20 protein-coding genes are annotated in these 21327 nt (G+C 74.3%); 8 read left to right on the plus strand and 12 right to left on the minus strand.

Annotated features, from left to right (window positions below):
- Window positions 1-94: 94 nt before the first annotated feature.
- The gene (locus tag ACFVSN_RS04530; protein ID WP_380439210.1) at window positions 95-937 is read left to right on the plus strand and encodes a hypothetical protein; all 843 of its coding nucleotides are present in this window, start codon (window positions 95-97) and stop codon (window positions 935-937) included.
- A 44-nt stretch (window positions 938-981) separates the two neighbouring features.
- Here the strand turns inward: ACFVSN_RS04530 and ACFVSN_RS04535 are convergent, their stop codons facing one another.
- The 6 genes from ACFVSN_RS04535 to ACFVSN_RS04560 all read right to left on the minus strand — a co-directional run bounded on the left by ACFVSN_RS04535 (window position 982) and on the right by ACFVSN_RS04560 (window position 5990).
- Entirely contained in the window at window positions 982-1569 is a 588-nt protein-coding gene (locus ACFVSN_RS04535) for a cysteine dioxygenase (RefSeq protein WP_380439212.1), read from the minus strand.
- 2 nt (window positions 1570-1571) lie between these two features.
- Window positions 1572-3302: a cation acetate symporter gene (locus tag ACFVSN_RS04540; protein ID WP_387602051.1), complete on the minus strand. Its 1731-nt coding sequence runs from the start codon at window positions 3300-3302 to the stop codon at window positions 1572-1574.
- Entirely contained in the window at window positions 3299-3676 is a 378-nt protein-coding gene (locus ACFVSN_RS04545) for a DUF485 domain-containing protein (RefSeq protein ID WP_380439216.1), read from the minus strand. The genes ACFVSN_RS04540 and ACFVSN_RS04545 overlap by 4 nt, the downstream gene beginning before the upstream one ends.
- A gap of 145 nt (window positions 3677-3821) precedes the next feature.
- On the minus strand, window positions 3822-4223 hold the full coding sequence (locus ACFVSN_RS04550) for a pyridoxamine 5'-phosphate oxidase family protein (protein WP_380439218.1): 402 nt from the start codon (window positions 4221-4223) through the stop codon (window positions 3822-3824).
- Window positions 4224-4278: 55 nt separating this feature from the next.
- Complete coding sequence (locus ACFVSN_RS04555; RefSeq protein WP_387602048.1) at window positions 4279-4908, minus strand: MBL fold metallo-hydrolase; 630 nt, start codon at window positions 4906-4908, stop codon at window positions 4279-4281.
- The gene (locus tag ACFVSN_RS04560; protein ID WP_359970931.1) at window positions 4905-5990 is read right to left on the minus strand and encodes an S-(hydroxymethyl)mycothiol dehydrogenase; all 1086 of its coding nucleotides are present in this window, start codon (window positions 5988-5990) and stop codon (window positions 4905-4907) included. The genes ACFVSN_RS04555 and ACFVSN_RS04560 overlap by 4 nt, the downstream gene beginning before the upstream one ends.
- Before the next feature lie 581 nt (window positions 5991-6571).
- Between ACFVSN_RS04560 and ACFVSN_RS04565 the strand changes: the two genes are divergently transcribed.
- The 4 genes from ACFVSN_RS04565 to ACFVSN_RS04580 all read left to right on the plus strand — a co-directional run bounded on the left by ACFVSN_RS04565 (window position 6572) and on the right by ACFVSN_RS04580 (window position 10179).
- A complete protein-coding gene (locus ACFVSN_RS04565) occupies window positions 6572-7789 on the plus strand; it encodes a cytochrome P450 (RefSeq protein WP_380439224.1) in 1218 nt (405 codons plus the stop codon).
- Window positions 7786-8073: a ferredoxin gene (locus ACFVSN_RS04570; RefSeq protein WP_380495419.1), complete on the plus strand. Its 288-nt coding sequence runs from the start codon at window positions 7786-7788 to the stop codon at window positions 8071-8073. The genes ACFVSN_RS04565 and ACFVSN_RS04570 overlap by 4 nt, the downstream gene beginning before the upstream one ends.
- A gap of 129 nt (window positions 8074-8202) precedes the next feature.
- A complete protein-coding gene (locus ACFVSN_RS04575) occupies window positions 8203-9387 on the plus strand; it encodes an MFS transporter (RefSeq protein WP_387592844.1) in 1185 nt (394 codons plus the stop codon).
- A gap of 105 nt (window positions 9388-9492) precedes the next feature.
- A complete protein-coding gene (locus ACFVSN_RS04580; RefSeq protein WP_380439229.1) occupies window positions 9493-10179 on the plus strand; it encodes an alpha/beta fold hydrolase in 687 nt (228 codons plus the stop codon).
- A gap of 32 nt (window positions 10180-10211) precedes the next feature.
- Here the strand turns inward: ACFVSN_RS04580 and ACFVSN_RS04585 are convergent, their stop codons facing one another.
- A complete protein-coding gene (locus tag ACFVSN_RS04585; protein ID WP_387592847.1) occupies window positions 10212-11114 on the minus strand; it encodes a LysR family transcriptional regulator in 903 nt (300 codons plus the stop codon).
- A 66-nt stretch (window positions 11115-11180) separates the two neighbouring features.
- Window positions 11181-11921, minus strand: a complete 741-nt coding sequence (locus ACFVSN_RS04590) for a dienelactone hydrolase family protein (protein ID WP_387592850.1) — start codon at window positions 11919-11921, stop codon at window positions 11181-11183.
- A 126-nt stretch (window positions 11922-12047) separates the two neighbouring features.
- On the opposite strand from ACFVSN_RS04590, the gene ACFVSN_RS04595 reads away from it, so the two are divergent.
- The 3 genes from ACFVSN_RS04595 to ACFVSN_RS04605 are packed head-to-tail and all read left to right on the plus strand — an operon-like array spanning window position 12048 to window position 15648.
- On the plus strand, window positions 12048-12581 hold the full coding sequence (locus ACFVSN_RS04595; protein ID WP_380439235.1) for a PadR family transcriptional regulator: 534 nt from the start codon (window positions 12048-12050) through the stop codon (window positions 12579-12581).
- Complete coding sequence (locus ACFVSN_RS04600) at window positions 12578-13264, plus strand: ABC transporter ATP-binding protein (protein ID WP_380495408.1); 687 nt, start codon at window positions 12578-12580, stop codon at window positions 13262-13264. The genes ACFVSN_RS04595 and ACFVSN_RS04600 overlap by 4 nt, the downstream gene beginning before the upstream one ends.
- Window positions 13261-15648 (plus strand): FtsX-like permease family protein, encoded by a 2388-nt coding sequence (locus tag ACFVSN_RS04605; RefSeq protein ID WP_387592854.1) that lies wholly within the window; start codon window positions 13261-13263, stop codon window positions 15646-15648. Before ACFVSN_RS04600 ends, ACFVSN_RS04605 begins: the two co-directional genes overlap by 4 nt.
- 12 nt (window positions 15649-15660) lie before the next feature.
- Here ACFVSN_RS04605 and ACFVSN_RS04610 read toward each other — a convergent pair whose 3' ends face one another.
- The 4 genes from ACFVSN_RS04610 to ACFVSN_RS04625 all read right to left on the minus strand — a co-directional run bounded on the left by ACFVSN_RS04610 (window position 15661) and on the right by ACFVSN_RS04625 (window position 21320).
- Entirely contained in the window at window positions 15661-16485 is an 825-nt protein-coding gene (locus ACFVSN_RS04610) for a helix-turn-helix transcriptional regulator (RefSeq protein WP_380439241.1), read from the minus strand.
- A 120-nt stretch (window positions 16486-16605) separates the two neighbouring features.
- On the minus strand, window positions 16606-17922 hold the full coding sequence (locus ACFVSN_RS04615; protein ID WP_387592857.1) for an MFS transporter: 1317 nt from the start codon (window positions 17920-17922) through the stop codon (window positions 16606-16608).
- Window positions 17919-19163, minus strand: coding sequence for an ATP-grasp domain-containing protein (locus tag ACFVSN_RS04620; protein WP_387592860.1), 1245 nt, complete (start codon window positions 19161-19163; stop codon window positions 17919-17921). Before ACFVSN_RS04620 ends, ACFVSN_RS04615 begins: the two co-directional genes overlap by 4 nt.
- A 39-nt stretch (window positions 19164-19202) precedes the next feature.
- Entirely contained in the window at window positions 19203-21320 is a 2118-nt protein-coding gene (locus ACFVSN_RS04625) for a biotin carboxylase N-terminal domain-containing protein (protein ID WP_387592863.1), read from the minus strand.
- Window positions 21321-21327: the final 7 nt, after the last annotated feature.

Below are 21327 nucleotides of genomic sequence, written 5' to 3' on the forward strand. Positions count from 1 at the left end.
TGGGCACCGAGGCCGCCGGCGTCCTACGTCACCGGCCTCCCTCCGTGGATGCGCAGTAGTAGGCTGAGCTGGAGAAATGATCTTCAGGAGAGACATGTCCGCCGCCAAGCCCCGCGTCCTGTTCGTCACCGACCTGGCCTACCCGGCCCGCGGCCGCCGCTACTGCGACGAGGACATCCGGCTCTCCGCGCGCCTGCGCGAGGACTTCGACGTCGCCCTGTGCCACCCCCTCGACGCCGCCACGCTGATGGACGCCTTCGACCTCGTCCTCGTGCGCAACAGCGGCCCGGTGCTGAACTACCGCGCCGCGTACGAGGCCTTCCGGGACCGCGCCCTCGACCGCGGCACCCGCGTCTACAACCAGCTCACCGGGCGCGCCGACATGGCCGGCAAGCAGTACCTGGTCGACCTCGATGCCGCCGGGTACCCCGTCATCCCCACCGCCGACCGGGCCGAGGACCTCGGGCGGCTGCCCGTCGTGCCCGAGTACGTCGTCAAGCCGAAGCTCGGCGCCGACTCGATCGGCCTGCGGATCGTCCCCCGCGAGGAGCTCGGTTCCGTCGCGTTCGGGGACGGCGTCCTGGTCCAGCCGCTGGTCCGCTTCGCGTACGAGGTCTCGTTCTACTTCGTCGACGACGCCTTCCAGTACGCGCTGCACGCCCCCGACCCCGAGCAGCGCTGGCGCCTCGAACCGTACGGACCCACCGCCGCCGACCTCGACTTCGCCCGCCGCTTCATCGCCTGGAACACGATCGAGCACGGCATCCAGCGCGTCGACGCCTGCCGCACGCCCGAGGGCGACCTCCTCCTCGTCGAGCTGGAGGACCTCAACCCCTACCTCTCGCTCGACCTGGTCGACGAGGCCACCCAGGACCGCTTCGTCGCCGCCCTCAAGGCCTCCCTGCACGAGCTCGCCGGGACGCCGGAACACGGCTGACGGGCCGCCCGGATCGGGCGGCCCGTCTCCTCACGCCGCGCCGGTCACGGCGCGAGGCCGTCCGAACGCCGCCAGCTCACCAGCCGGGCCCCGTCCGGCGGGACGTCGACCACCTCCTGCCCGAAGACCCGGTTGATCGAGCTGTGCCCGCTCAGCGAGATGTCCGCCCCGTAGACGTGCAGCGAGACCGCCCGGCCGGTGCCGCCGTTCGACACCCGGTGGATGTCCTCGTCGGGCGGCACCAGGAGCTGCACCCGGCCGGGCGAGCAGGTGGTCCGGCCGGCCGGCACCAGCACCCTGCGGCCGGAGCGGGGCACCCGCCACAGCCGGTACGCCTCGTCCACCTCCACGCCCTCCAGCACGCCGGACACGCACCAGGCGACGTGGTCGTGGACCGGGGTCGACTGCCCGGGCAGCCAGGTCAGGGCCACCACGGAGTGCGTCGGTCCGGCGTGCAGCAGCCGCTGCGCGTAGCCGTCGGTGTCACCGGCGCACAGGTCGTCCGGGACGATCAGCCCGGCCCGCAGGTACTTGCGCAGGGTGTCCGCGGTGAGCTGGGCGGTCAGGACGTCGGCGGCCGCGTAGCGCGCGAGGTCGGAGAGGAACTCGTCGAGATTGGTACGGGTTTCCACGGCTACCGCCCTGCCCCGGTGAGGGCCCGGACCTCCAGGTCCTCGAAGGACCGCCCGTCCGGGTCCTCGTCGCGACGGCGGCGGCCGCCGGCCAGCGAGCCGAGGACGGCGGCGGCGAACCCGATCGGGATCGAGACGACGCCCGGGTTCTGCAGCGGGACCGGCGCCGTGGTCGTGCAGGAGATCAGCGCCGTGGCGTTGCCGACCTCCTTGCTGGTCACCGCCACCCCGCAGTCCTTCGCCTGGGCGGCCGTCAGCTTCACCGCGTGGACCGTACCGCTCGCGCCGCCCCAGCAGATCGGGGAGAGCAGCACCAGGCCGATCGAGGCGACCAGGCCCGCGTAGATGCCGCACTTGGCACCGAAGGTGGTGAAGCCCCGCCAGAACAGGGTCAGCAGGATCGCCGGCAGGTTGGCCGAGGCCGCGATGGCGAAGGCCAGCGCCACCAGGAACGCCACGTTGAGGTCCCGGGCGAAGATCGACAGCACGACCGCGACCGCGCCGATGACCACGGCCGCGACCTTCGCCGTCCGCAGCTCCTGCCGCTCCGTCGCCCGGCCCTTGCGGATGACGCTGGCGTAGAGGTCATGGGCGAACGACGACGAGGAGGTCAGCGTGAGCCCCGCGACGACCGCCAGGATGGTGGCGAACGCCACCGCCGCGATGAAGGCCAGCATCAGCGAGCCGCCGGTGGTGCCCGCGCCGCCGCCGAGGTGCTCGGCCAGCAGCGTGGCGGCGGTGTTGCCGGACGGGTCCTTCTCCCTGATCGTCGCCGTGCCCACCAGTGCGGCCGCGCCGAAGCCCAGCACCAGGGTCATCAGGTAGAACACCCCGATGATGCCGATCGCCCAGTTCACCGACTTGCGCGCGTCCTTGCCGGTCGGGACGGTGTAGAAGCGCACCAGCACGTGCGGCAGCGCCGCGGTGCCCAGCACCAGGGCCACGCCCAGGCTGACCAGATCGAGCTTCGACCAGCCGTCGGTCGACCCGTACTTCAGGCCGGGCTGGAGGAAGGCATCGCCCTTCTTGGACGCCGTCGCGGCGTCCCCGAGCAGGTGGCTGAGGTCGAAGCCGTACTTCGCCAGCACCCACAGGGTCATCGTGGCCGCACCGGCGATCAGCAGACCCGCCTTGACGATCTGCACCCAGGTGGTGCCCTTCATCCCGCCGACCACCACGTAGACGATCATCAGGGCGCCGACCCCGACGATGGTCCAGATCTGCGCGGAGGCGCCCTTGACGTCGAGCAGCTGCCCCACGATCGTCGCCGCGCCGACCATCTGCGCGATCAGGTAGAAGATCGAGACCACGATCGTCGACACGCCCGCGGCCGTGCGCATCGGCCCGCTGCGCAGCCGCGCGGCCAGCACGTCGGCCATGGTGAACCGCCCGGTGTTGCGCAGCAGTTCGGCCACCAGCAGCAGCGCGACCAGCCAGGCGACCAGGAAGCCGATCGAGTAGAGGAAGCCGTCGTACCCGGCCAGCGCGATGATCCCGGCGATGCCGAGGAACGAGGCCGCGGACAGGTAGTCGCCCGAGATCGCGATCCCGTTCTGCAGCGCCGAGAACTGGCCGCCGCCGGTGTAGAAGCCGCCGGTGCCCCGGGTGCTGCGGCGCGCCCAGAGGGTGATCACGAGGGTCACCGCCACGAGGGCGACGAACAGGCCGATGGTCAGGCCCTTGTGCGAGGCCGGCTGCGCCGCCGCGGCGGCGAGCTCGAGGTGCTGGGTCATGCCTGGGCCTCCGTCGCTTCCCGGGTGCCACGACCGGCCGGAGCCGCCGGGCGGTTCGCCGTCACGTCGCGCAGGGCCGCGGCCAGCGGGTCCAGCCGCCGGGCCGCGAACCGCCCGTAGGCCAGGGCGATGCCGAACGTCGAGACGAACTGCAGCAGCCCGAAGACCAGGGCCACGTTGACGTTCCCGGCGACCTTGGTCGCCATGAAGCCGCGGGCGTAGGCCGAGCAGAGCACGTACGCCAGGAACCAGAGCAGGAACGCCGCCGTCACCGGGAAGACGAACCTGCGGTAGGAGGCGCGCAACTCGGTGAAGCGCGGATCGTCGCCGATCCAGGGCGTGTCGCGGCGCGACGACACGGCGGGGTCGATCATGTCAGTCCTTCGGAGCGGTGCGGAACTTGCCGATGGACCGACCGTAGGAACCCGACGTCGACGCACGGTCAACGCGCCGTCAACGCGCGTCAACCGATCCGTCGGAGGCGTCCGGCCCCCGGCGGAGTGAGGCCGGGCAGGAGCGTCAGGCGCGGCCGAGGACGCGGTCGACGGTGATCTCCAGGACGACGCGGTCCGGGTTGACGCGCGGCTCGCGGTAGCGGGCGGCGTAGCGGCGCTCGGCGTCGGCCACCTCCTCGGCGGCGGAACGCACGACGGCGACGCCCTCCAGCGTGGACCAGCGGGCGCGGTCGACCTGGCAGACGGCGACGCGCTGGCCGCCGGGGCCGGCTTCGGCGACGTTGCGGGCCTTGCGGCTGGTGCGGCTGGTGATCACCCGGGCGATGCCGGTCTGCGGGTCGAAGGTGACGCCGACGGGTACGACGTGCGGGGAGCCGTCGGGGCGCCGAGTGGTGAGGGTGGCGATGTGACGCTCGCGCCAGAAGGCGAGGAACGCGTCGTCGAGGTCGCGGGGGTCGTGGGCCATGGCCGTGATCGTACGGCCCCCGGGGCGGGCGCACCCGCCCCGGGGCCGCCGGGCGTCAGTGCCCGCGGGCGATCCATTCGGGCAGGGCCGGGGCCTCGGCGCCGATCGTGGTCGGGTCGCCGTGGCCGGTGCGGACCACCGTCTCGGGCGGGAGGGTGAGGAGGCGGTCCCGGATGGAGTCGATGATCGTCGGGAAGTGCGAGAACGACCGGCCCGTCGCGCCCGGCCCGCCGTGGAAGAGGGTGTCGCCGGTGAAGACGGTGCCGAGCTCCGGGGCGTGCAGGCAGACGGCGCCCGGCGCGTGGCCGGGGGTGTGCAGGACGGTCAGCGCGGTGCCGGCCACCTCGATCCGCTGGCCGTCGGCGAGTTCGCCGTCCGGGAGGCGCTCGGGGTGGGTGAGCTTCCACAGCGGGAGGTCGTCGGGGTGCAGCAGGATCGGCGCGCCGGTGCGCTCGGCGAGCGCGGGGGCGGCGTCGACGTGGTCGTTGTGGGCGTGGGTGGAGACGATCGCCAGCAGTCGGCGCCCGCCGAGCGCGGCCTCGATCGCGTCGGCGTCGTGCGCGGCGTCGATCACCACGGCCTCGGTGTCGTCGCCGACGATCCAGACGTTGTTCTCCACCTCCCAGCTGCCGCCGTCGAGTTCGAAGACCCCGGCCGTCACGAGACGGTCCACGCGCGCGGTCACAGGACCACCACCGAGCGGAGCACGTCGCCCTGGTGCATGCGCTCGAACGCCTGCTCCACCGCGTCGAGTTCGATGGTCTCGGTGACGAACGCGCCGAGGTCCAGGCGGCCCTGGAGGTAGAGGTCGATGAGCATCGGGAAGTCCCGGGAGGGCAGGCAGTCGCCGTACCAGGAGGACTTGAGGGCGCCGCCGCGGCCGAAGACGTCGAGCAGCGGGAGCTCCAGCGTCATCTCCGGGGTGGGCACGCCGACCAGGACGACGGTGCCGGCGAGGTCGCGCGCGTAGAACGCTTGCTTGTAGGTCTCGGGGCGGCCGACCGCCTCGACGACGACGTCCGCGCCGTGGCCGCCGGTGAGCTCGCGGATGGCCTCGACCGGGTCGGTGGTGCGGGAGTTGACGGTGTGGGTGGCGCCGAGGCCGCGGGCCGTCTCCAGCTTGCGGTCGTCGATGTCGACGGCGATGATCCGCGCCGCGCCCGCCAGCCGGGAGCCCAGGACCGCCGCGCCGCCGACGCCGCCGCAGCCGATCACGGCGACCGAGTCGCCCCGCCCGACGCCGCCGGTGTTGATCGCGGCGCCGAGGCCCGCCATCACGCCGCAGCCCAGCAGGCCCGCGACGGCCGGCTCGGCGGCCGGGTCGACCTTGGTGCACTGGCCGGCCGCGACGAGGGTCTTCTCGGCGAACGCGCCGATGCCGAGCGCCGGGGACAGCTCGGTGCCGTCCAGCAGCGTCATCTTCTGCTTCGCGTTGTGGGTGTCGAAGCAGTACTGCGGACGGCCGCGCCGGCACGCCCGGCACTGGCCGCACACCGCGCGCCAGTTGAGGACGACGAAGTCGCCCGGGGCGACCTCGGTGACGCCCTCGCCGACCGACTCGACGACGCCCGCGGCCTCGTGGCCGAGGAGGAACGGGAACTCGTCGTTGATCCCGCCCTCGCGGTAGTGGAGGTCGGTGTGGCACACGCCGCAGGCCTGGATCCGGACGACGGCCTCGCCCGGCCCCGGGTCCGGCACGACGATCGTGGTCACCTCCACGGGCGCGCCCTTGGCACGCGCGATGACTGCCTTGACCTGCTGGGCCATCCGTTTCCACCTCCGTCGGCCGGGGCGCCGTCGCACCCGGCGTGACCTGCGTCGAACCACTTGCCCACGAAGCGTATCGTCCACGCCCGCGCCCGCCCGGCGGGCGGGTCCGGTCACCGGATCACCGTCCGCCCAGGTCCCGGGATATGACGGCGGCATACCCGGAGCCGATCGCGGCCCAGCTCGGCCGGGGGCGCACGGAGGGCGCCGGGCGCCCGTGCGTGCGCGCCGAAGTGCCCGGAAAGCATCGGCGTTGGCCGGAAGTACCGCAGACGCGCGGACCGCCGCCCACGTACGGTCGTAGCAGAAGCGGTCCACGCGATGACGCTCAGCACACTCCCGTGACGACCGGCGCGCCCCGGCACGACCGGCGCGCCCGACCTCGCCCGCCCCGGTCCCACCCGGTCCCACCCGTCGGCCGGGTCCGCGTACCCGGACCCCGGTCCCGTCCGATCCCGGTCCCACCCGCCGGCCAGAGCCGAGCCGTCCGCCGGCCCGCCCCACCCGTCCCCCGCACCTCCCCGGTTCCACCCCCCGCCGGGCCGCCCGCGCGGCCCACCGCCCTGGAGTCTGGAGTACGGATGTCCGCCGAGAACAGTGCGACCGGTGCCGGCACCGGCACCGCCCCGCTCACGCCGCTGCACTGCCCGCGCCACGCCGAGGCCGGTCCGCCCCGGCTCTCCGCGCTGCCCACCGGCACCCCGGTCTGGCTGGTCAGCCGGCACGCCGACGTGCGGCAGGTCCTCACCGACCCGCGGCTCGGCCGCGCTCCGCTGTACGCGCCGGACGCGCCGCCGCTCACCAACGCGCCCAACCTGCTGGACGATCCGAACAGCATGCTGAACATCGACGGCACCGAGCACCAGCGGCTGCGCCGCACCGTGCAGCGGGCGTTCACGCCGCGCGCGATCGCGCGCTGGCGGCCCTGGGTGGCCTCGGTGATCGAGGGCCTGATCGACGAGCTGATCGACCACGGCAACCCGGCCGACATCGTCGCCGGTTACACCCGCCCGCTGCCGGTCGCGGTGATCAGCCGGCTGATGGGGCTGGACAACCTGGACAGCAAGCGGCTCGCCCACTGGAGCGACCACGCGCTCTCCACCACCGCCCACAGCGCCGAGGCGATCGTCACCGCGATGGGCGAGTTCGCCGAATTCGGCTCCGCCGTGATCGCCGAGCGGCGCGCCGACCCGGGCGAGGACCTGGTCAGCAGCCTGCTGGCGGCCGCCGCCGAGGACGGCTCGATCACCGAGGGGCAGCTGGTCACGCTCGTGATCGGGCTCGTCGTGGCCGGGCACGAGACCACGATGACGTCCCTCGGCAACGCGCTCGTCTACCTCCTGGGCGACGGGCGCGACGCCTGGCAGCGGCTGGCCGCCGACGAGGCCAGCGCCGCCGCCGCGACCGAACAGCTGCTGCGGGCCGTGCCGCTCGGGGACACCGACTACTTCCCCGGCCTGCTGCGGCGCACCGTGGAGGAGGTCGAGATCGGCGGGGTGGTCATCCCGGCCGGCAGCGTGGTCGCCGCCGACACCAGCGCGGCCAACATGGACCCGGAGGTCTTCACCGGGGACCTGCTGACCGAGCTGTTCTCCCCGCTCGTCGCGCCGATGTACACCTTCGGCGCCGGACCGCACCACTGCCTGGGCGCGTGGCTGGCCCGGATGGAGCTCGAACTGGCCCTGCACCGGCTGGCCCGCCGGCTGCCCTCGCTGCGGCTCACCGACCCGGCCGGCTCGATCGACTGGCGGCGCGGGCTGCTGACCCGCAGTCCGAACTCGCTGCAGGTGGCCTGGTGACGGCCGGTCCAGAGACGGGTGCCGAGACCGGCTCCGCGGCGGGCGCCGAGACGGTCGTCGTCCGCGTCGACCGGGACCGCTGCATCGGCTCCGGGATGTGCGCCCTCAGCGCGCCCGATTCGCTGGCGCTCGGGGCGGAGGGCCTGGCCGAGCCGGTGGCCGGGTACGGCGGGGACGGCGCGGAGCTGACGGCCGAACTGACCGAGGCGGTCGACTTCTGTCCGGTCGAGGCGCTGACGCTGTACTCGGCGCGCGGCGGGTACCGGATCGCCCCGGCGGAGTGAGTCCCCGCGGTGCCGCCCGTCTCGCCGACACGGGCGGCACCGCGGCCGGGCGTGATTCATGAGCCGTGCTAATCAATGCATGAGCTGATCGATCTTGCTCGCCCCCGGGCCGGCTGATGAGCTTGGGCCATGAAGAACGCGGAAGTCCTCACTCCAGCCAACTCGCCTTCCACCGAGGCCCGTTGGTCCCCCGTCGTCGCCGTCGCCCTGAGCACGTTCACCGTGGTGTCCGCCGAGATGATGCCGGTCGGGCTGCTGACGCCGATGTCGGACAGCCTCTCCGTCACCGACGGTGTCACCGGCCTCTCCCTGACGATCACCGGGCTCATCGGCGCGGGCGTCTCCCCCTTCGTCCCGGCCCTCATCGGGCTGCGCGACCGCAGGAGCGTGCTCGTCGGCCACATGCTGCTGCTCGCCGTCGCCAACGCGGTGACCGCGATCGCCCCCGATTTCACCGTCCTGGTCGCCGGCCGGATCCTGCTCGGCCTGGCGATGGGCATCGTGTGGGGGCTCGTGCCCGGGCTGGCCCCTCGCCTCGTCGACGGGCCGCGGATCGCCCTCGCCTCCACCATGGTCTTCTCCGGCGTCTCGATCGCCTCCGTCCTCGGCGTCCCGCTGGGCACCTACCTCGCCGCGCTGCTCGACTGGCGCGCCGCGTTCTGGGCGCTCGCGCTCCTCGGCGTGGTCTGCGCCGCCGTCCTCGCGCGCACGCTGCCCGCCCTGCCCGTGCACGAGCGCGGCCGGCTCGACGGGATCGCGGGTGTGCTGCGACACCGGGGCGTCGCGACCGGGCTGGCCGTCACGACGCTCGTCGTCCTCGGCCACTTCGCCGGCTACACGTACGTCCGCCCGGTGCTCGAAGCCGACGCGGGCCTGGGCACCGGCGTCATCGCGGCCTGCCTCCTGGTGTACGGGCTCGCGGGCGTGGCCGGGAACTTCACGCTCGGCCCGCTCGCCGGCCGCAGCCCCAGGGCGGCCGTGACCACCGCCCTCGCGGGGGTCACGCTGGCGACCGGCCTGCTGCCCGTCCTCACCGGCAGCGTCGTGACGGTGGTGCTCGCGCTCGTCCTCTGGGGCGCGTCGTACGGCGGGGTGTCGGTCTCCACGCAGACCTGGGTCCGCACCGCCGACCCGGCCCGGATCGAGGCCTCGGGGGCGCTGTGGGCGGGCGTGTTCAACGCGAGCATCGCGGTCGGCTCCCTGGCGGGCGGCCTCGTCATCGACCACGCCGGGAACCGTGCGGTGCTCCTCGCGGCGGCGCTGGCGACGGCCTCCGGGCTGCTCGTCGCCGTCGCCTCCCGGCCGCGGCGCTAGCGGACGGGAGGGCCGGAGGGAGAGCGGATTGCCACGATGAGTGATCGACCGGATACTCGGCGTAGGGCGCCGTCGCGGCCCGCCACCTACGCAGGAGGACATCACATGACCGGCAAGGCCAGCATCGTCTTCGCCCACGGGCTCTGGGCCGACGGGTCGTGCTTCGGCAGGCTCATCCCCGCGCTCCAGGCCGAGGGCCACGAGGTCCTCAGCTCGCAGCACGGCCTCGACTCGCTCGAAGGCGACGTCGCGTGCGTCACCCGCGCGATCAACCGCGTGCCGGGACCGGTCGTGCTGGTCGGCCACTCCTACGGCGGGACCCTGATCACCAAGGCCGGCGTCCACGACCGGGTGGGCGCGCTGGTGTACATCGCGGCGCTCGCCCCCGACGAGGACGAGACCTCGCAGGGCCAGCAGGAGAAGTTCCCCGGCACGCCCGTCTTCAAGAACATCGAGGTCGCCGACGGCCGCATCTGGCTCCAGGAGTCGGGCCTCGGCGACTTCTGCGGCGATCTGCCGGAGACCGAGCAGAAGCTCGTCCTCGCGACGGGCGCCGTACCGGTCGCCGACCTGTTCACCCAGCAGGTCCCCGGCACCGCCTGGCGCACGAAGCCGAGCTGGTACATCGTCGCGAACGACGACCGCACCGTGCACCCCGACCTGGAGCGGGCCGCCGCCGAGCGCATGGGCGCGAAGACCTACGCCGTCGACAGCAGCCACGTGCCGATGCTCTCGCACCCGGCCTTCGTCCTCGACGTCATCCGCGACGCCGCGAGGAGCCTGGAGGCATAGGAAGGCGCTGGAAGGCCCAACGGCGCGACAGGTCAGCCGACGGATTCCGCGAGAAGCCCGAGGAAACGTTCCGTCAGTCCGTGCACCGCCCGCTCCCGCCGGACGACGAGCAGGGTCGACGGCTCCAGGTCGGGCACCGGGAGGTAGCGGATGTCCGGGCGCTGGACGTACCGCACGCTCGCCTCGCAGAGCAGCAGGCCCTGCGCGGTGCTGGCCACCGTCGACAACCCCTCCTGGAGCGTGGCGGCGCCCGCCGGGTACGCCAGGTCCCGCCCGTCGGGCAGCCGCCGGGGCGCGTTCGCCAGGCGCCAGTAGTCCGGCGCGGGGCCGCGCGGTTCGATGAGCCCGAGCCCGGCGAGGTCCCCGGCGGAGACCCCGGCCGCCCGGGCCAGCCGGTGGGCGGCGGACAGGGCGATGCGGACCGGCTGCCGCGAGAACTCCATGAGCACGCGCAGCCCCGGCTCCCGGCACGGCGCGAGCACGATGGCGAGGTCGACGTCGCCCTGCGCCAGCCGGGAGAACGGATCCCCCCAGGGCAGTTCGACGAGCTGGACCGAACCCTCCGGCAGGCCCGCGACGGCCCGCGCCACCGGCTCGTACACCACGCACTGGAAGCCGACCCGCATCGGCCGGTCCGCCGACGCCGCCCGCGCCCGGGCGGCGTCGAAGCCCTCCCGCAGCCGCTCGAAGGCCGGCACCACCTGCTCGGCCAGCTCCCGCCCCAGCTCCGTCAGTTCCACCCGGCGGCTGGTCCGCTCGAACACCGGCGCCCCGACCCGGCCCTCCAGCCGCTTGATCAGCTGCGAGACCCGGCCCTGCGACACCCCGAGCAGCCCGGCCGTGCGGCCGAAGTGCAGCTGGTGGACCAGCACGGAGAAGCACTCCAGCTCCTGGAGCGGCAGCTCGGGGAGTACGGGCGGTGTCCTGCGGTCCATCCCGGGAGTGTACGACCCGGCACCGACGGACCACAGTGGTCGTACGCCCCGAATCCGGGCCGGGTGCTACAGCCGCTCGGCCAGGGCCGCGTGGACGCGGCGCCAGGCGTCGGCGGTGGCGGCGGCGTCGTGGTCCGCCGGGCGGTCGGCGGCGAAGCCGTGGCGGGCGCCCGGGTAGGTGACCAGCTCGTGGCCGACCTCGGCCTCGGTGAGCTTCCGCTCGGCCTCCTGCCACTCCTCGGGCGGGAGGATGTGGTCCAGCTCGCCGCAGAAACCCAGCAGGTACACGCCGTTGGCGGCGATGCGCCCGGCCGTCTCCAGCGGCGGGACCGGGCCGACCAGCGGGAAGCCGGAGTTGAGCAGCCAGCCCGGGTAGAACACGGCGGCCAGGTCGAAGCGCAGCTCGGTGGCCGCGCGCACCGCGATGTGGCCGCCCATGCTCGTGCCCACGAAGGCCACGCCGTGGTCGTCGGCCCAGGCGACGGCCGAGTCCAGCGCCTCGGCGGCGTCGGCGACGAGCTCGTCGCGGTCCAGGGCGCGCATCAGCGTCAGGCCCTCTTCACGCTCCTCCGCGCTGTAGCCGAGCTCGGTGTGCCGCCGGCTGCGCCAGTAGAAGTCGGGGGCCAGCGCCACGTACCCGAGCCCGGCGAGCTCCGCGCAGATCCCGCGGACGTAGGCGTTCACCCCGTACAGCTCCGGGCAGACCACCACCGCGCCGCGCACCTCGCCCACCGGGCCGTGGACGTACGCCTCGATACCGCCCGGCGTGCCGAGCTCCAGCCACCGGCCACTCGTCTGATCAGTCATCAATTCCCCCGTGGAATGGACCCGCAGGTCCGGACGATGTCGCGCGCATCCTAGCGCCGCCCGGCACCCCCACCCCACCCGGCCACTATTCACACCCCTGTATACATGGTGTGTATAGTTCCCGGCATGTCACTAGGTCAGATGCTCCTCGGCCTGCTGGAAGGCCGGCCCCGCCACGGATACGACATCAAACGGCGCTACGACGAACACTTCGGGCGCGACCGCTCCCTGCACTACGGGCAGGTGTACTCGACGCTGTCCCGGCTCCTGAAGAACGGGCTCGTCGTCGTGGAGGGCGTCGAGGCGGGCGGCGGTCCCGACCGCAAGAAGTACGCGATCACCGAGGCCGGCGTCACCGACCTCGCCGACTGGCTCGGCCACCCGGAGAGCCCGCAGCCGTACCTGCAGAGCACGCTCTACCAGAAGGTCGTGCTCGCCCTGCTGACCGGCCGCCCGGCCGCCGACGTCCTCGACCTCCAGCGCGCCGAACACCTCAAGGCGATGCGCGAGCTGACCCGCCGCAAGCTCGACGGCGACCTCGCCGACGAACTGGTCTGCGACCACGCGCTGTTCCACCTGGAGGCCGACCTGCGCTGGCTCGAACTCACCGCCGCGCGCCTCGACGAACTCGCCGCCCGAATCACGGAGTCCCAGCGTTGACCGCCCCCGAACCCCTGCTCTCCGCCGAGGACCTGCACAAGTCCTACGGGCCCACCCCCGCCCTGGAGGGCGCCTCGCTCACCGTCGCGGCCGGCGAACTCGTCGCCGTGATGGGCCCGTCCGGCTCCGGCAAGTCCACGCTGCTGCACTGCCTCGCCGGGATCGCCCGCCCCGACAGCGGCACGATCACCTACCGCGGGCGTGACCTCACCGCCTGCTCGGACGCCGAGCTCTCCGCCCTGCGGCGCACCGAATTCGGGTTCCTCTTCCAGTTCGGCCAGCTCGTCCCCGAGCTGTCCTGCCTGGAGAACGTCGCCCTGCCGCTGCGCCTCAACGGGATCCGCCGCCGGGCCGCCGAGGCGCGCGCCGCCGAGTGGCTGGAGCGCCTGGAGGTGGCGGACGTCGCCGCCAAGCGCCCCGGCGAGGTCTCCGGCGGCCAGGGCCAGCGCGTGGGCGCCGCCCGGGCGCTGATCACCGAGCCCAGGGCCGTCTTCGCCGACGAGCCGACCGGCGCGCTCGACTCCCTCAACGGCGAGCGGGTCATGAAGCTCCTGACCCGCGCCGCCCGCGAGTCCGGCGCGGCCGTCGTCCTCGTCACCCACGAGGTCCGGGTCGCCGCCTACGCCGACCGCGAGGTCGTCGTCCGCGACGGCCGCACCCGCGACCTGGCGGCGGCGATATGAGCACCCGGACGGACGGGACGGTCCGCTCCCCCTTCCTCGACCACCTCGGCCTCGGAGTGCGCCTGGCACTGAACGGCGGCCGGGACGGCTGGGGCCGGCTGCTGCTCACCGCGTGCGGCGTCGGCCTCGGGGTGGCGCTGCTGCTGTTCACCGCGTCCTTCCCCGGCATCGTCCAGCACCGCAACGACCGCCTGTACACCCAGAACGACACCTTCCAGGACGAGGTCATCCCCTCCCCCGGCGACCGGACCGTCCTGATCGCCACCGCCGACACGACCTTCCGCGGCACCCCCGTCCGCGGCCGCGTCGTCCAGCCCGAGGGCGCCAACCCGCCGCTCCCGCCGGGCGTGGGCGCCTACCCCGGGCCCGGCCGGATGGTGGTCTCCCCCGCCCTCGCCGACCTCCTCCGGGACCCGGCCAACCAGCTCCTGCGCGACCGCCTCCCCTACCCCGTCGTCGGCACCATCGGCCCCGCCGGGCTGCTCGGACCGGCCCAGGCCGACTACGTGCTCGGCGGCGACGGCCTGACGGTGGACACCGGGGCCGTCCGGATCGACGCGTACGGGCACTTCTCGCCGCCCAAGCCGATGGACCCCAAGCTGATCCTGCTCAACGCCGTCGGCCTCATGGTGATGCTCGCGCCGGTCGGCGTCTTCCTCGCCGCCGCCGCGCGCTTCGGCGGCGAGCGGCGCGACCGCAGGCTCGCCGCACTGCGCCTGGGCGGCGCGGACCGCCGGATGACCGCCCGGATCGCCGCCGGGGAGTCGCTGGTGGGCGCCGTGCTCGGACTGGTCGCCGGCGCGGGCCTGTTCGCGGCCGCCCGGCAGCTGATCGGGCGGATCAGGCTCGCGGACCTCAGCTTCTACCCGCAGGACGTCGCGCCACACCCGGCGATCGCCGCCGTGATCGCGGTCGTCGTGCCGCTGCTGGCCGTCGGCGTCACCCTGGCCGCCCTGCGCCGGGTCGTCGTCGACCCGCTCGGCGTGGTCCGCCGCAGCGGCCCGGGCCGGCGCCGGATCGGCTGGCGGCTGTTGCTCCCGCCGGCCGGACTGGCCGTGACGGTCTTCGCGCTCGTGCTGCCCTCGCAGGACAACCCGAGCGGACTGCCGCGCACCGCCTTCCTCAACTCCGTGCAGGACACCCGCGGTTCGCTGCTGGTCGCGTTCGGCCTGCTGCTGATGCTGATCGGCGTCTGCGCGCTGCTGCCCTGGCTGGTCGAGGCCGTCACCCGGCGGGCGGGCGGCGGCGGGCTGTCCTGGCAGCTGGCGGTCCGCCGCCTCCAGCTGGGCTCCGGGCCCGCGTCGGCCGCCGTCAGCGGCGTCGTCGTGGCCATCGCCGGGTCGATCGCCCTGCAGACGCTCTTCCTCGGCGTCAGCGCGGGCTACGAGCGACTGCCCCGCCACCGCCCCGAGACCGGCCCGTACCAGCAGTCGGTCACCTTCCCCGGCGGCGCGCCCCGGGCCGACGGACTCGGCCAGCGGCTGGCCGGCACGACCGGGGTCGCCGCGACCGCCGCCTACACCGAGTTCTCCCTGGAGAGCCCCACCGGGAAGCCGTGGGAGATGCCCTCGGTGCGGATCGCCGGCTGCGCCGTGCTGCGCGGCTTCGTGACACTGCCCGACTGCAAGGACGGCGACGCGTTCGTCCTCAAGGGACCGGAGACGAGGCCGAGCAGCGGGGCGGAGCCCGGAACGACCGTCCACGCCGCCTTCTTCCGCGGCCAGGGCGAACCGGCGGCCTGGCAGCTGCCCGCCGCCACGCCCGTCCCGGGCATCGTGGGCGGCGACCCCGACGGGCGGATGGGCAGCGGCATGCTCCTGCTCACCCCCGGCTCCGTGCCCGCCGCCGCGCTGCGCGGCCAGCCGGCGACCGTCCTGGTGTCGATGGAGCCCGGACTGCCGGACACCAAGGAGCAGTTGACCAGCAAAGTCATGGCGATCGACCCGCAGGCGCGCACCGAGTTCCCGCTCGACCGCACGCTCGACCCGACCTACCTCGCCGTCAAGCGCCTGCTCACCGCGGGCTCCGCGGTCACCGTGCTGCTCGTCGCGCTCGGCCTGCTGGTCGGCCAGCTGGAGCGCTTCCGCGAGCAGCGCCGCGTCCTCGGCGTGCTGAACGCCGTCGGCACCCGGCGCAGGGTCCTCGGCCTCTCGGTGCTCTGGCAGACGCTCGTCCCGATGGCGCTCGGCGTGCTGCTGGCGACGGCGGGCGGCCTGGGGATGGGCGCGGTGCTGCAGTACACGGCCGGGCTCGACTTCGCCGTCGACTGGGGCGCGATGCTGTCCACGGCCGCGATCGCCGCCGGTGCCGTGCTCCTCACGACCGCCCTCGGACTGCCGCAACTCCTGCGCCTGATGCGGCCGAGCGGCCTGCGCTACGAGTGAGACGGGGTCAGGTCAGGGCCGGGCCAGCACGACGAAGCGCAGGTCCGGCCGGCCGCCGGGGCTGAGCACCTGGGCGACGACCTCGACGGGCTCGGGGCGGACGTGCGGCAGGTGCAGGCTGAACCGGTCGCCGTCGCGGTTGGCGACCACGCAGGCCCGGCCGGCCCACAGCCGGCGGCAGACCGGGTCGCGCAGGACCTCGGTGAGCAGCGCGACGAGCTGTTCGTCGCCGGGGTAGCCGGCCATGGCGAAGCGGATCATGGCGAGGGTCATCCGGGCCTGCCAGGTCCAGTCGGCCATCTGCGCGCGGGCCTCGGGGTCGGTCAGCAGCCAGCGGACGAAGTTGGCGCCGGGGCGGGCGACCCACGGGAACCACTCGGCGGCGGCCCGGTTGTGGCCGACGACGTTCCAGGCGTGGTCCGCGAGGTAGGCGGGCTCCGGCATCTGACGGTCGACCAGTTCCTGGAGGTTGCTCAGGTCACCGGGCGCGTGCGGTCCGACGGCCGGGGTGCCGCCCATCGCGTACAGGTACAGCGAGGCCCGCTCGTCGGCGTCGAGCAGCAGGACGTCGGCGAGCCTGCCCAGCAGCCTGGGGTCGAAGCGGGCGCTGCCGCCGCGCTCCAGGTCGCGGTACCAGCGCTCGCTCATGCCGAGCGTGGTGGCGACGGTCATCTGCGGCAGCGGCTTGCCGAGGCCGAGCCGCTGCCCGGCCCGGGCCCGCCAGTCGCGTAACAGGCTGGCGAGCCCCGGGAGTTCGGCGACGGCCGACTCGTCGTGGTCGAGGGGCGCGGGAATGTCCAGTGCCTCGCGCGGCACCGTGAGTCTCTCCGCCGACAAGAGTCCCCACCCCCATGGTTCCGTGCCGGAGGGGTGTCCTCGGCACGTTCAGGGGAGCCTAACTCCTGGCGTGTATTCAATCAAGCAACTATATACCTACTCAAGCAACACAGAGTGACATCAGCTGGTCAGCGCCTCCGGTTCGGCCGTGGAGGTGGCCCGCTCGGCCGCGACGGCGCCGCGCGAGGCGAGGACGGTGACGGCGGTGGCCCCGGCGAACAGCGCGGCGAGCAGCACCCAGCCCGCCGCGCCGGCCGGCAGCAGCAGGCCGGTGGCCAGGAACGGACCGATGATCAGCTGCGCGCTCATGCCGGTGCTGAACAGCGACAGGTAGCTGGACCGGCCCGCCGGCGGCGCGAGTTCGTAGGAGATCTCCCAGCGCGAGACGGCGTGGAGGTTCTCCCCGACGGTCAGCATCGCGACGGCGACCACCGCGGCCCCCAGCGCCAGGTACTCGCCCCGTCCGTCGGCGAAGGCGAAGAACGCGCAGGCCAGCACCAGGAACAGGCACGCGACGCGGAGCATCTTCAGCGCCCTGGCGAGCCCCTGCGCGAGGCGGCCCACGGAGAGTTGGAGCACCACGGTGAGGACGGTGTTGATCGCCAGCAGGCCGGAGCTGGCGCTGGCCGGCAGCCCGGCCCGCTCCACCACCCAGAGCGGGAGCAGGATGAACAGCACGCAGTCGTGCAGCATCAGGATCGCGTTGGCGGCGGTGACCAGCAGGAACCGCCGGTCCCGGTAGGGCGATCCGCCCGTCGCGGCGGCCTCGGCCGGTGCGGCCCCGGCGGCGGGCGCCGGCGCTTCGGCACCGCCCGCGACCCGGCCGGCCCGCACCACGGCGAGGGCCACCGCCGTGAAGGCCGCCGCGTTGAACAGGAACAGGGCGACGAACGCGGCCCGGGAGTGGGCGGCCTGCACCAGCGCGGCCAGCAGGAAGCCCGCGGTGAGGCCGATGTTGGTGATGGCCCGCAGCGAGGCCATGGTCTTCGTGCGCTCGGCGGCCCCCTCGAACTCGCCGACGATCACCTGCAGCAGCGGTGAACAGGCCCGCGCCGCCGCGATGGTGAAGCACGTGACGACGAGGTACCCGGCGTAGCTGCCGACCAGGGCGTACCCGATGAACCCGGCGCCGCGCGCGAGCGTGAGCGCGACGTAGACCGGGCGGGCGCCGAACCGGTCGGCGACCGGCCCGAAGACCAGCGGGCTGATCAGGCCCACGACGTTGGCGGAGGCGATCGCGGTGCCGACGGCGACGGCGCTGATGTTCAGGTAGTGGACGAAGTACAGCGTGGCGGTGGCCAGGTAGAGGCCGTTGGCCACGGCGTCCACGGTGGTGCCGGCGGCCATGATCCGGCCCTGCCGGGAGCCCGGCAGCAACGACGCAGTGAGCCGGCGCAGCAGACTCGCCGCCGGCGGGGCGGTGGCAGTCGTCGTCACTCGGACTCCACGGTGAAGCGGACCGAGTCGGCGAGTTCGCGGGCGAGCTTGCGGGCCTGGGCGGGGGTGTCGGCGCCGACGACGATGACGCCGGCCCGGTCCCCGGAGGTGCGCAGCGGGCGGACGGTGCCGCCGGGCGCGACGGCGAGTTCGGCGCGGAGCACGTCGGGGTGGGCCGCGGCCTCCTCCCAGCCGTCGACGGCGACGACCTTCCCCGGCGGCGGGGCGAGGTAGCGGGCGGCGGCGGCCCGGACCGGCGTCAGGTCGGCCGCTTCGCGCGGGAGGCCGAGCAGGTCGTCGTAGATGAGGCCGTAGACCTGGAACCCGGGGATCACGTGGCCGAGCATGCGGTGGATCCAGTCGCCGCCGTAGCGGTTGTGGACCTCGCCGAGCACGATGCCGTCGGGGCCGAGCCAGAGCTCGACGTGGAAGGCGCCGCGGCGCAGGCCGAGGACGTCGAGCGCCGCCGCGACCGTCCGCTCGATCTCCGTCCGCCGCGCGTCCGGGAGTTCGGCCGGGAGGATGTGGCCGACCTCGACGAAGAACGGCGGCTCGACCTTCTCCTTCTCGGTGACGGCGAGGACGACCGGCGCGCCGTCGAGGAAGAGCCCCTCGACGCTGTACTCGGCGCCCTCGACGAACTCCTCGACCAGGAACGGGCCGGTGCCGGGCAGCAGGGCGACGGCGTCCGCCAGCCCGTCCGGGCCGGTGATCCGGCTCACGCCCGTGCTGCCCATCGCGTCCCGGGGCTTGACGATCCAGGGCCCGGTGGACGCGGCGAGGAAGGCCGCGGCCTCGTCGGTGCCGGCGCAGAGGCGGACGGCGGGCTGGCGGAAGCCGGCCGCGGCGAGCGCCTCGCGGCAGGCGTCCTTGGTGCGCACGCGGCGGACGGCCTCCGGCGGGTTGCCCGGCAGCGCGAGGGCCTCGGCGGTGTCGGCGGCGGCGACCTGGGCCATCTCCTGGAGGGCGAGGACGGCGTCGAACCGGGTACCGTCCGCGACCTGGCGGCGCGCCCAGGCGGCCGTCTCGCCGGGGACGGTGAAGTCCACCGCCGAGACGGCGCCGGCCCGGCCGGTCACCGCCTCCGTGGCGGCGAGCACCGCCTCCTGGTTGGTGAGGTGGGTGCGCAGCCCCCGCTCGTGGGCTTGGTCGAGGGCGAGTTCCGCCATGTCGAGGCCGAGCGACACCGCCCGTACCCCGCCGACCAGCAACAGCGTGGCGGGGTCGGTTCCTGCGGACATGCGAGGGCTCCTTGCTCCAGGGGGTGGGTGGTGCGTGGGTCAGGCGTCGTCGTCGGCGGGCGCGAGTTCGACCAGGACCTGCTCGGTGGCGACCAGGTCGCGCACGGCGCACGTGATCGCGGTGACGACGCCGGTGAAGGGCGCGAGGATGCGGTTCTCCATCTTCATCGCCTCGACGACGACGAGGGCGGCCCCCTCCTCGACCCGGTCGCCGACCTCGCAGAGGAGGCCGACCACGGTGCCCGGCATCGGCGTCTTGACGGCGTTGTCGGCGGCCGCGGCGCCCGCGCCGGCGACGCTCCGGTCGGCCAGGGCCACCCGGTGCCCGTCGATGCCGAGCTCCCAGCCGGCCGCGGTGCGCAGGCCCGTCCAGGCGAGGCCGTCGACGGTCCCGCGGAACAGGCCCGGGCTGCCGGGCACGGCGGTGGCGGCGACGGTGAACGGCCGGCCCTCGACCTGCACCTCGACGCTCGCGCCGCGGCGGGCGGTGAGGCCGACGCCCAGGGTTCGTCTGCCGTGGCGCAGTTCGACCCGCCCGAACGGCGCGACCGGGTCGAGCCGGCGGCGGTCGGACGGGCCGACGGTGCCCTGCCAGGGGGAGGCGGGGGCGCCGTCGAGCGGCGGGAGCTGCATCGCGGCCGCGCACGCGGCGGCGGCCTCGGCGCGCTCGGCCGGGGTGGTGCTGCCCTCCGCCGGGGTGGCGACCAGGGCGTCCACCAGGTGGGTGTCCATCCGGCCGGCGACGACGGCGGGCGCCCGCAGGAGCTCGACGAGGAAGCCCAGGTTGGTGGTCAGGCCGAGCAGGGCGGTGCCGCGGACGGCGTCGGCCAGGCGGCGCAGCGCGGCCGGGCGGTCGGGCGCGTGGGCGATCAGCTTGGCGACCATGGGGTCGTAGAAGGCGGGCACCTCGGCGCCGCCGGTGAAGGCGGATCCGCCGAACTCCGGCTCGAAGGGGTCGAGTCCGGCATCGAATCCGGCGTCGAGGCCGGTGTCGAATCCCGCGTCGAATCCGGCCGCGCCGGTGCCGTGGCCGGTCGCGGTGTCGTCGAAGGCGGCCTCGACCCGGACGCCGGCCGGCCAGCGCACCGCGGCGGCGCGGCCGGGCGCGGGGCGGAAGCCCTCGGCCGGGTCCTCGGCGTAGACGCGGACCTCGACGGCGTGGCCGGTGGCGGTGATCTCGTCCTGGGCGAGCGGGAGCGGCTGCCCGTCGGCGACGCGCAGCTGCCACTCGACCAGGTCGACGCCGGTGATCTCCTCGGTGACCGGGTGCTCCACCTGGAGGCGGGTGTTGACCTCCAGGAAGTAGCAGCGGTCGGCCGGGTCGACGATGAACTCGAAGGTGCCGGCGTTGACGTAGCCGAGCGAACGGGCGCCGCGGACGGCCGCTTCCAGGAGCTCGGCGCGGACGGCGTCGGGCAGGTTGGCGGCCGGGGCCTCCTCGACGACCTTCTGGTGGCGGCGCTGCAGCGAGCACTCGCGCTCGAAGAGGTGGACGACGTTGCCGTGGCGGTCGCCGAAGACCTGGACCTCCAGGTGGCGGGGCCGCTCGACGTAGCGCTCGACGAGCAGCCGGCCGTCGCCGAAGCTGCTGCGGCCGAGCCGGACGGCCTCGGCGACGGCGTCGGGCAGTTCGGCGGCGGCGCGCACGACGCGCATGCCCTTGCCGCCGCCGCCCGCCACGGGCTTGAGCATCACGGGGTAGCCGATCCGCTCGGCGTCGGCGAGGATCGCCTCCGCCGATTCGGTGGCGGTCTCGGAGCCGGGCAGGACGGGCACGCCGGCGGCGGCCATCAGGGCGCGGGCGGTCGACTTGTCGCCCATGGCCGTGATCATCTCGGCGTCGGGGCCGACCCAGACCAGCCCGGCGGCGGCGACGGCCGCGGCGAAGCCGGGGTGCTCGGAGAGGAAGCCGTAGCCGGGGTGGACGGCGTCGCAGCCGGTGCGTAAGGCCGCGTCCACGAGCGCGGTGACGTCGAGGTAGCTCTCGGCGGCCGCGGCCGGCCCGATCCGGACGCGTTCGACGGCGCCTTCGAGGTGGGCGGAGCGGTGGTCCGCGTCGGAGTGCACGGCGACGTACTCGACGCCCAGGCGGCGGCAGGTGCGGGCGATCCGCCGGGCGATCTCGCCGCGGTTGGCGATCAGGACTCGTTTGATCATTTCGTCA

It is taken from the genome of Kitasatospora sp. NPDC057904, from assembly GCF_042887925.1.
GTDB lineage: Bacteria > Actinomycetota > Actinomycetes > Streptomycetales > Streptomycetaceae > Kitasatospora.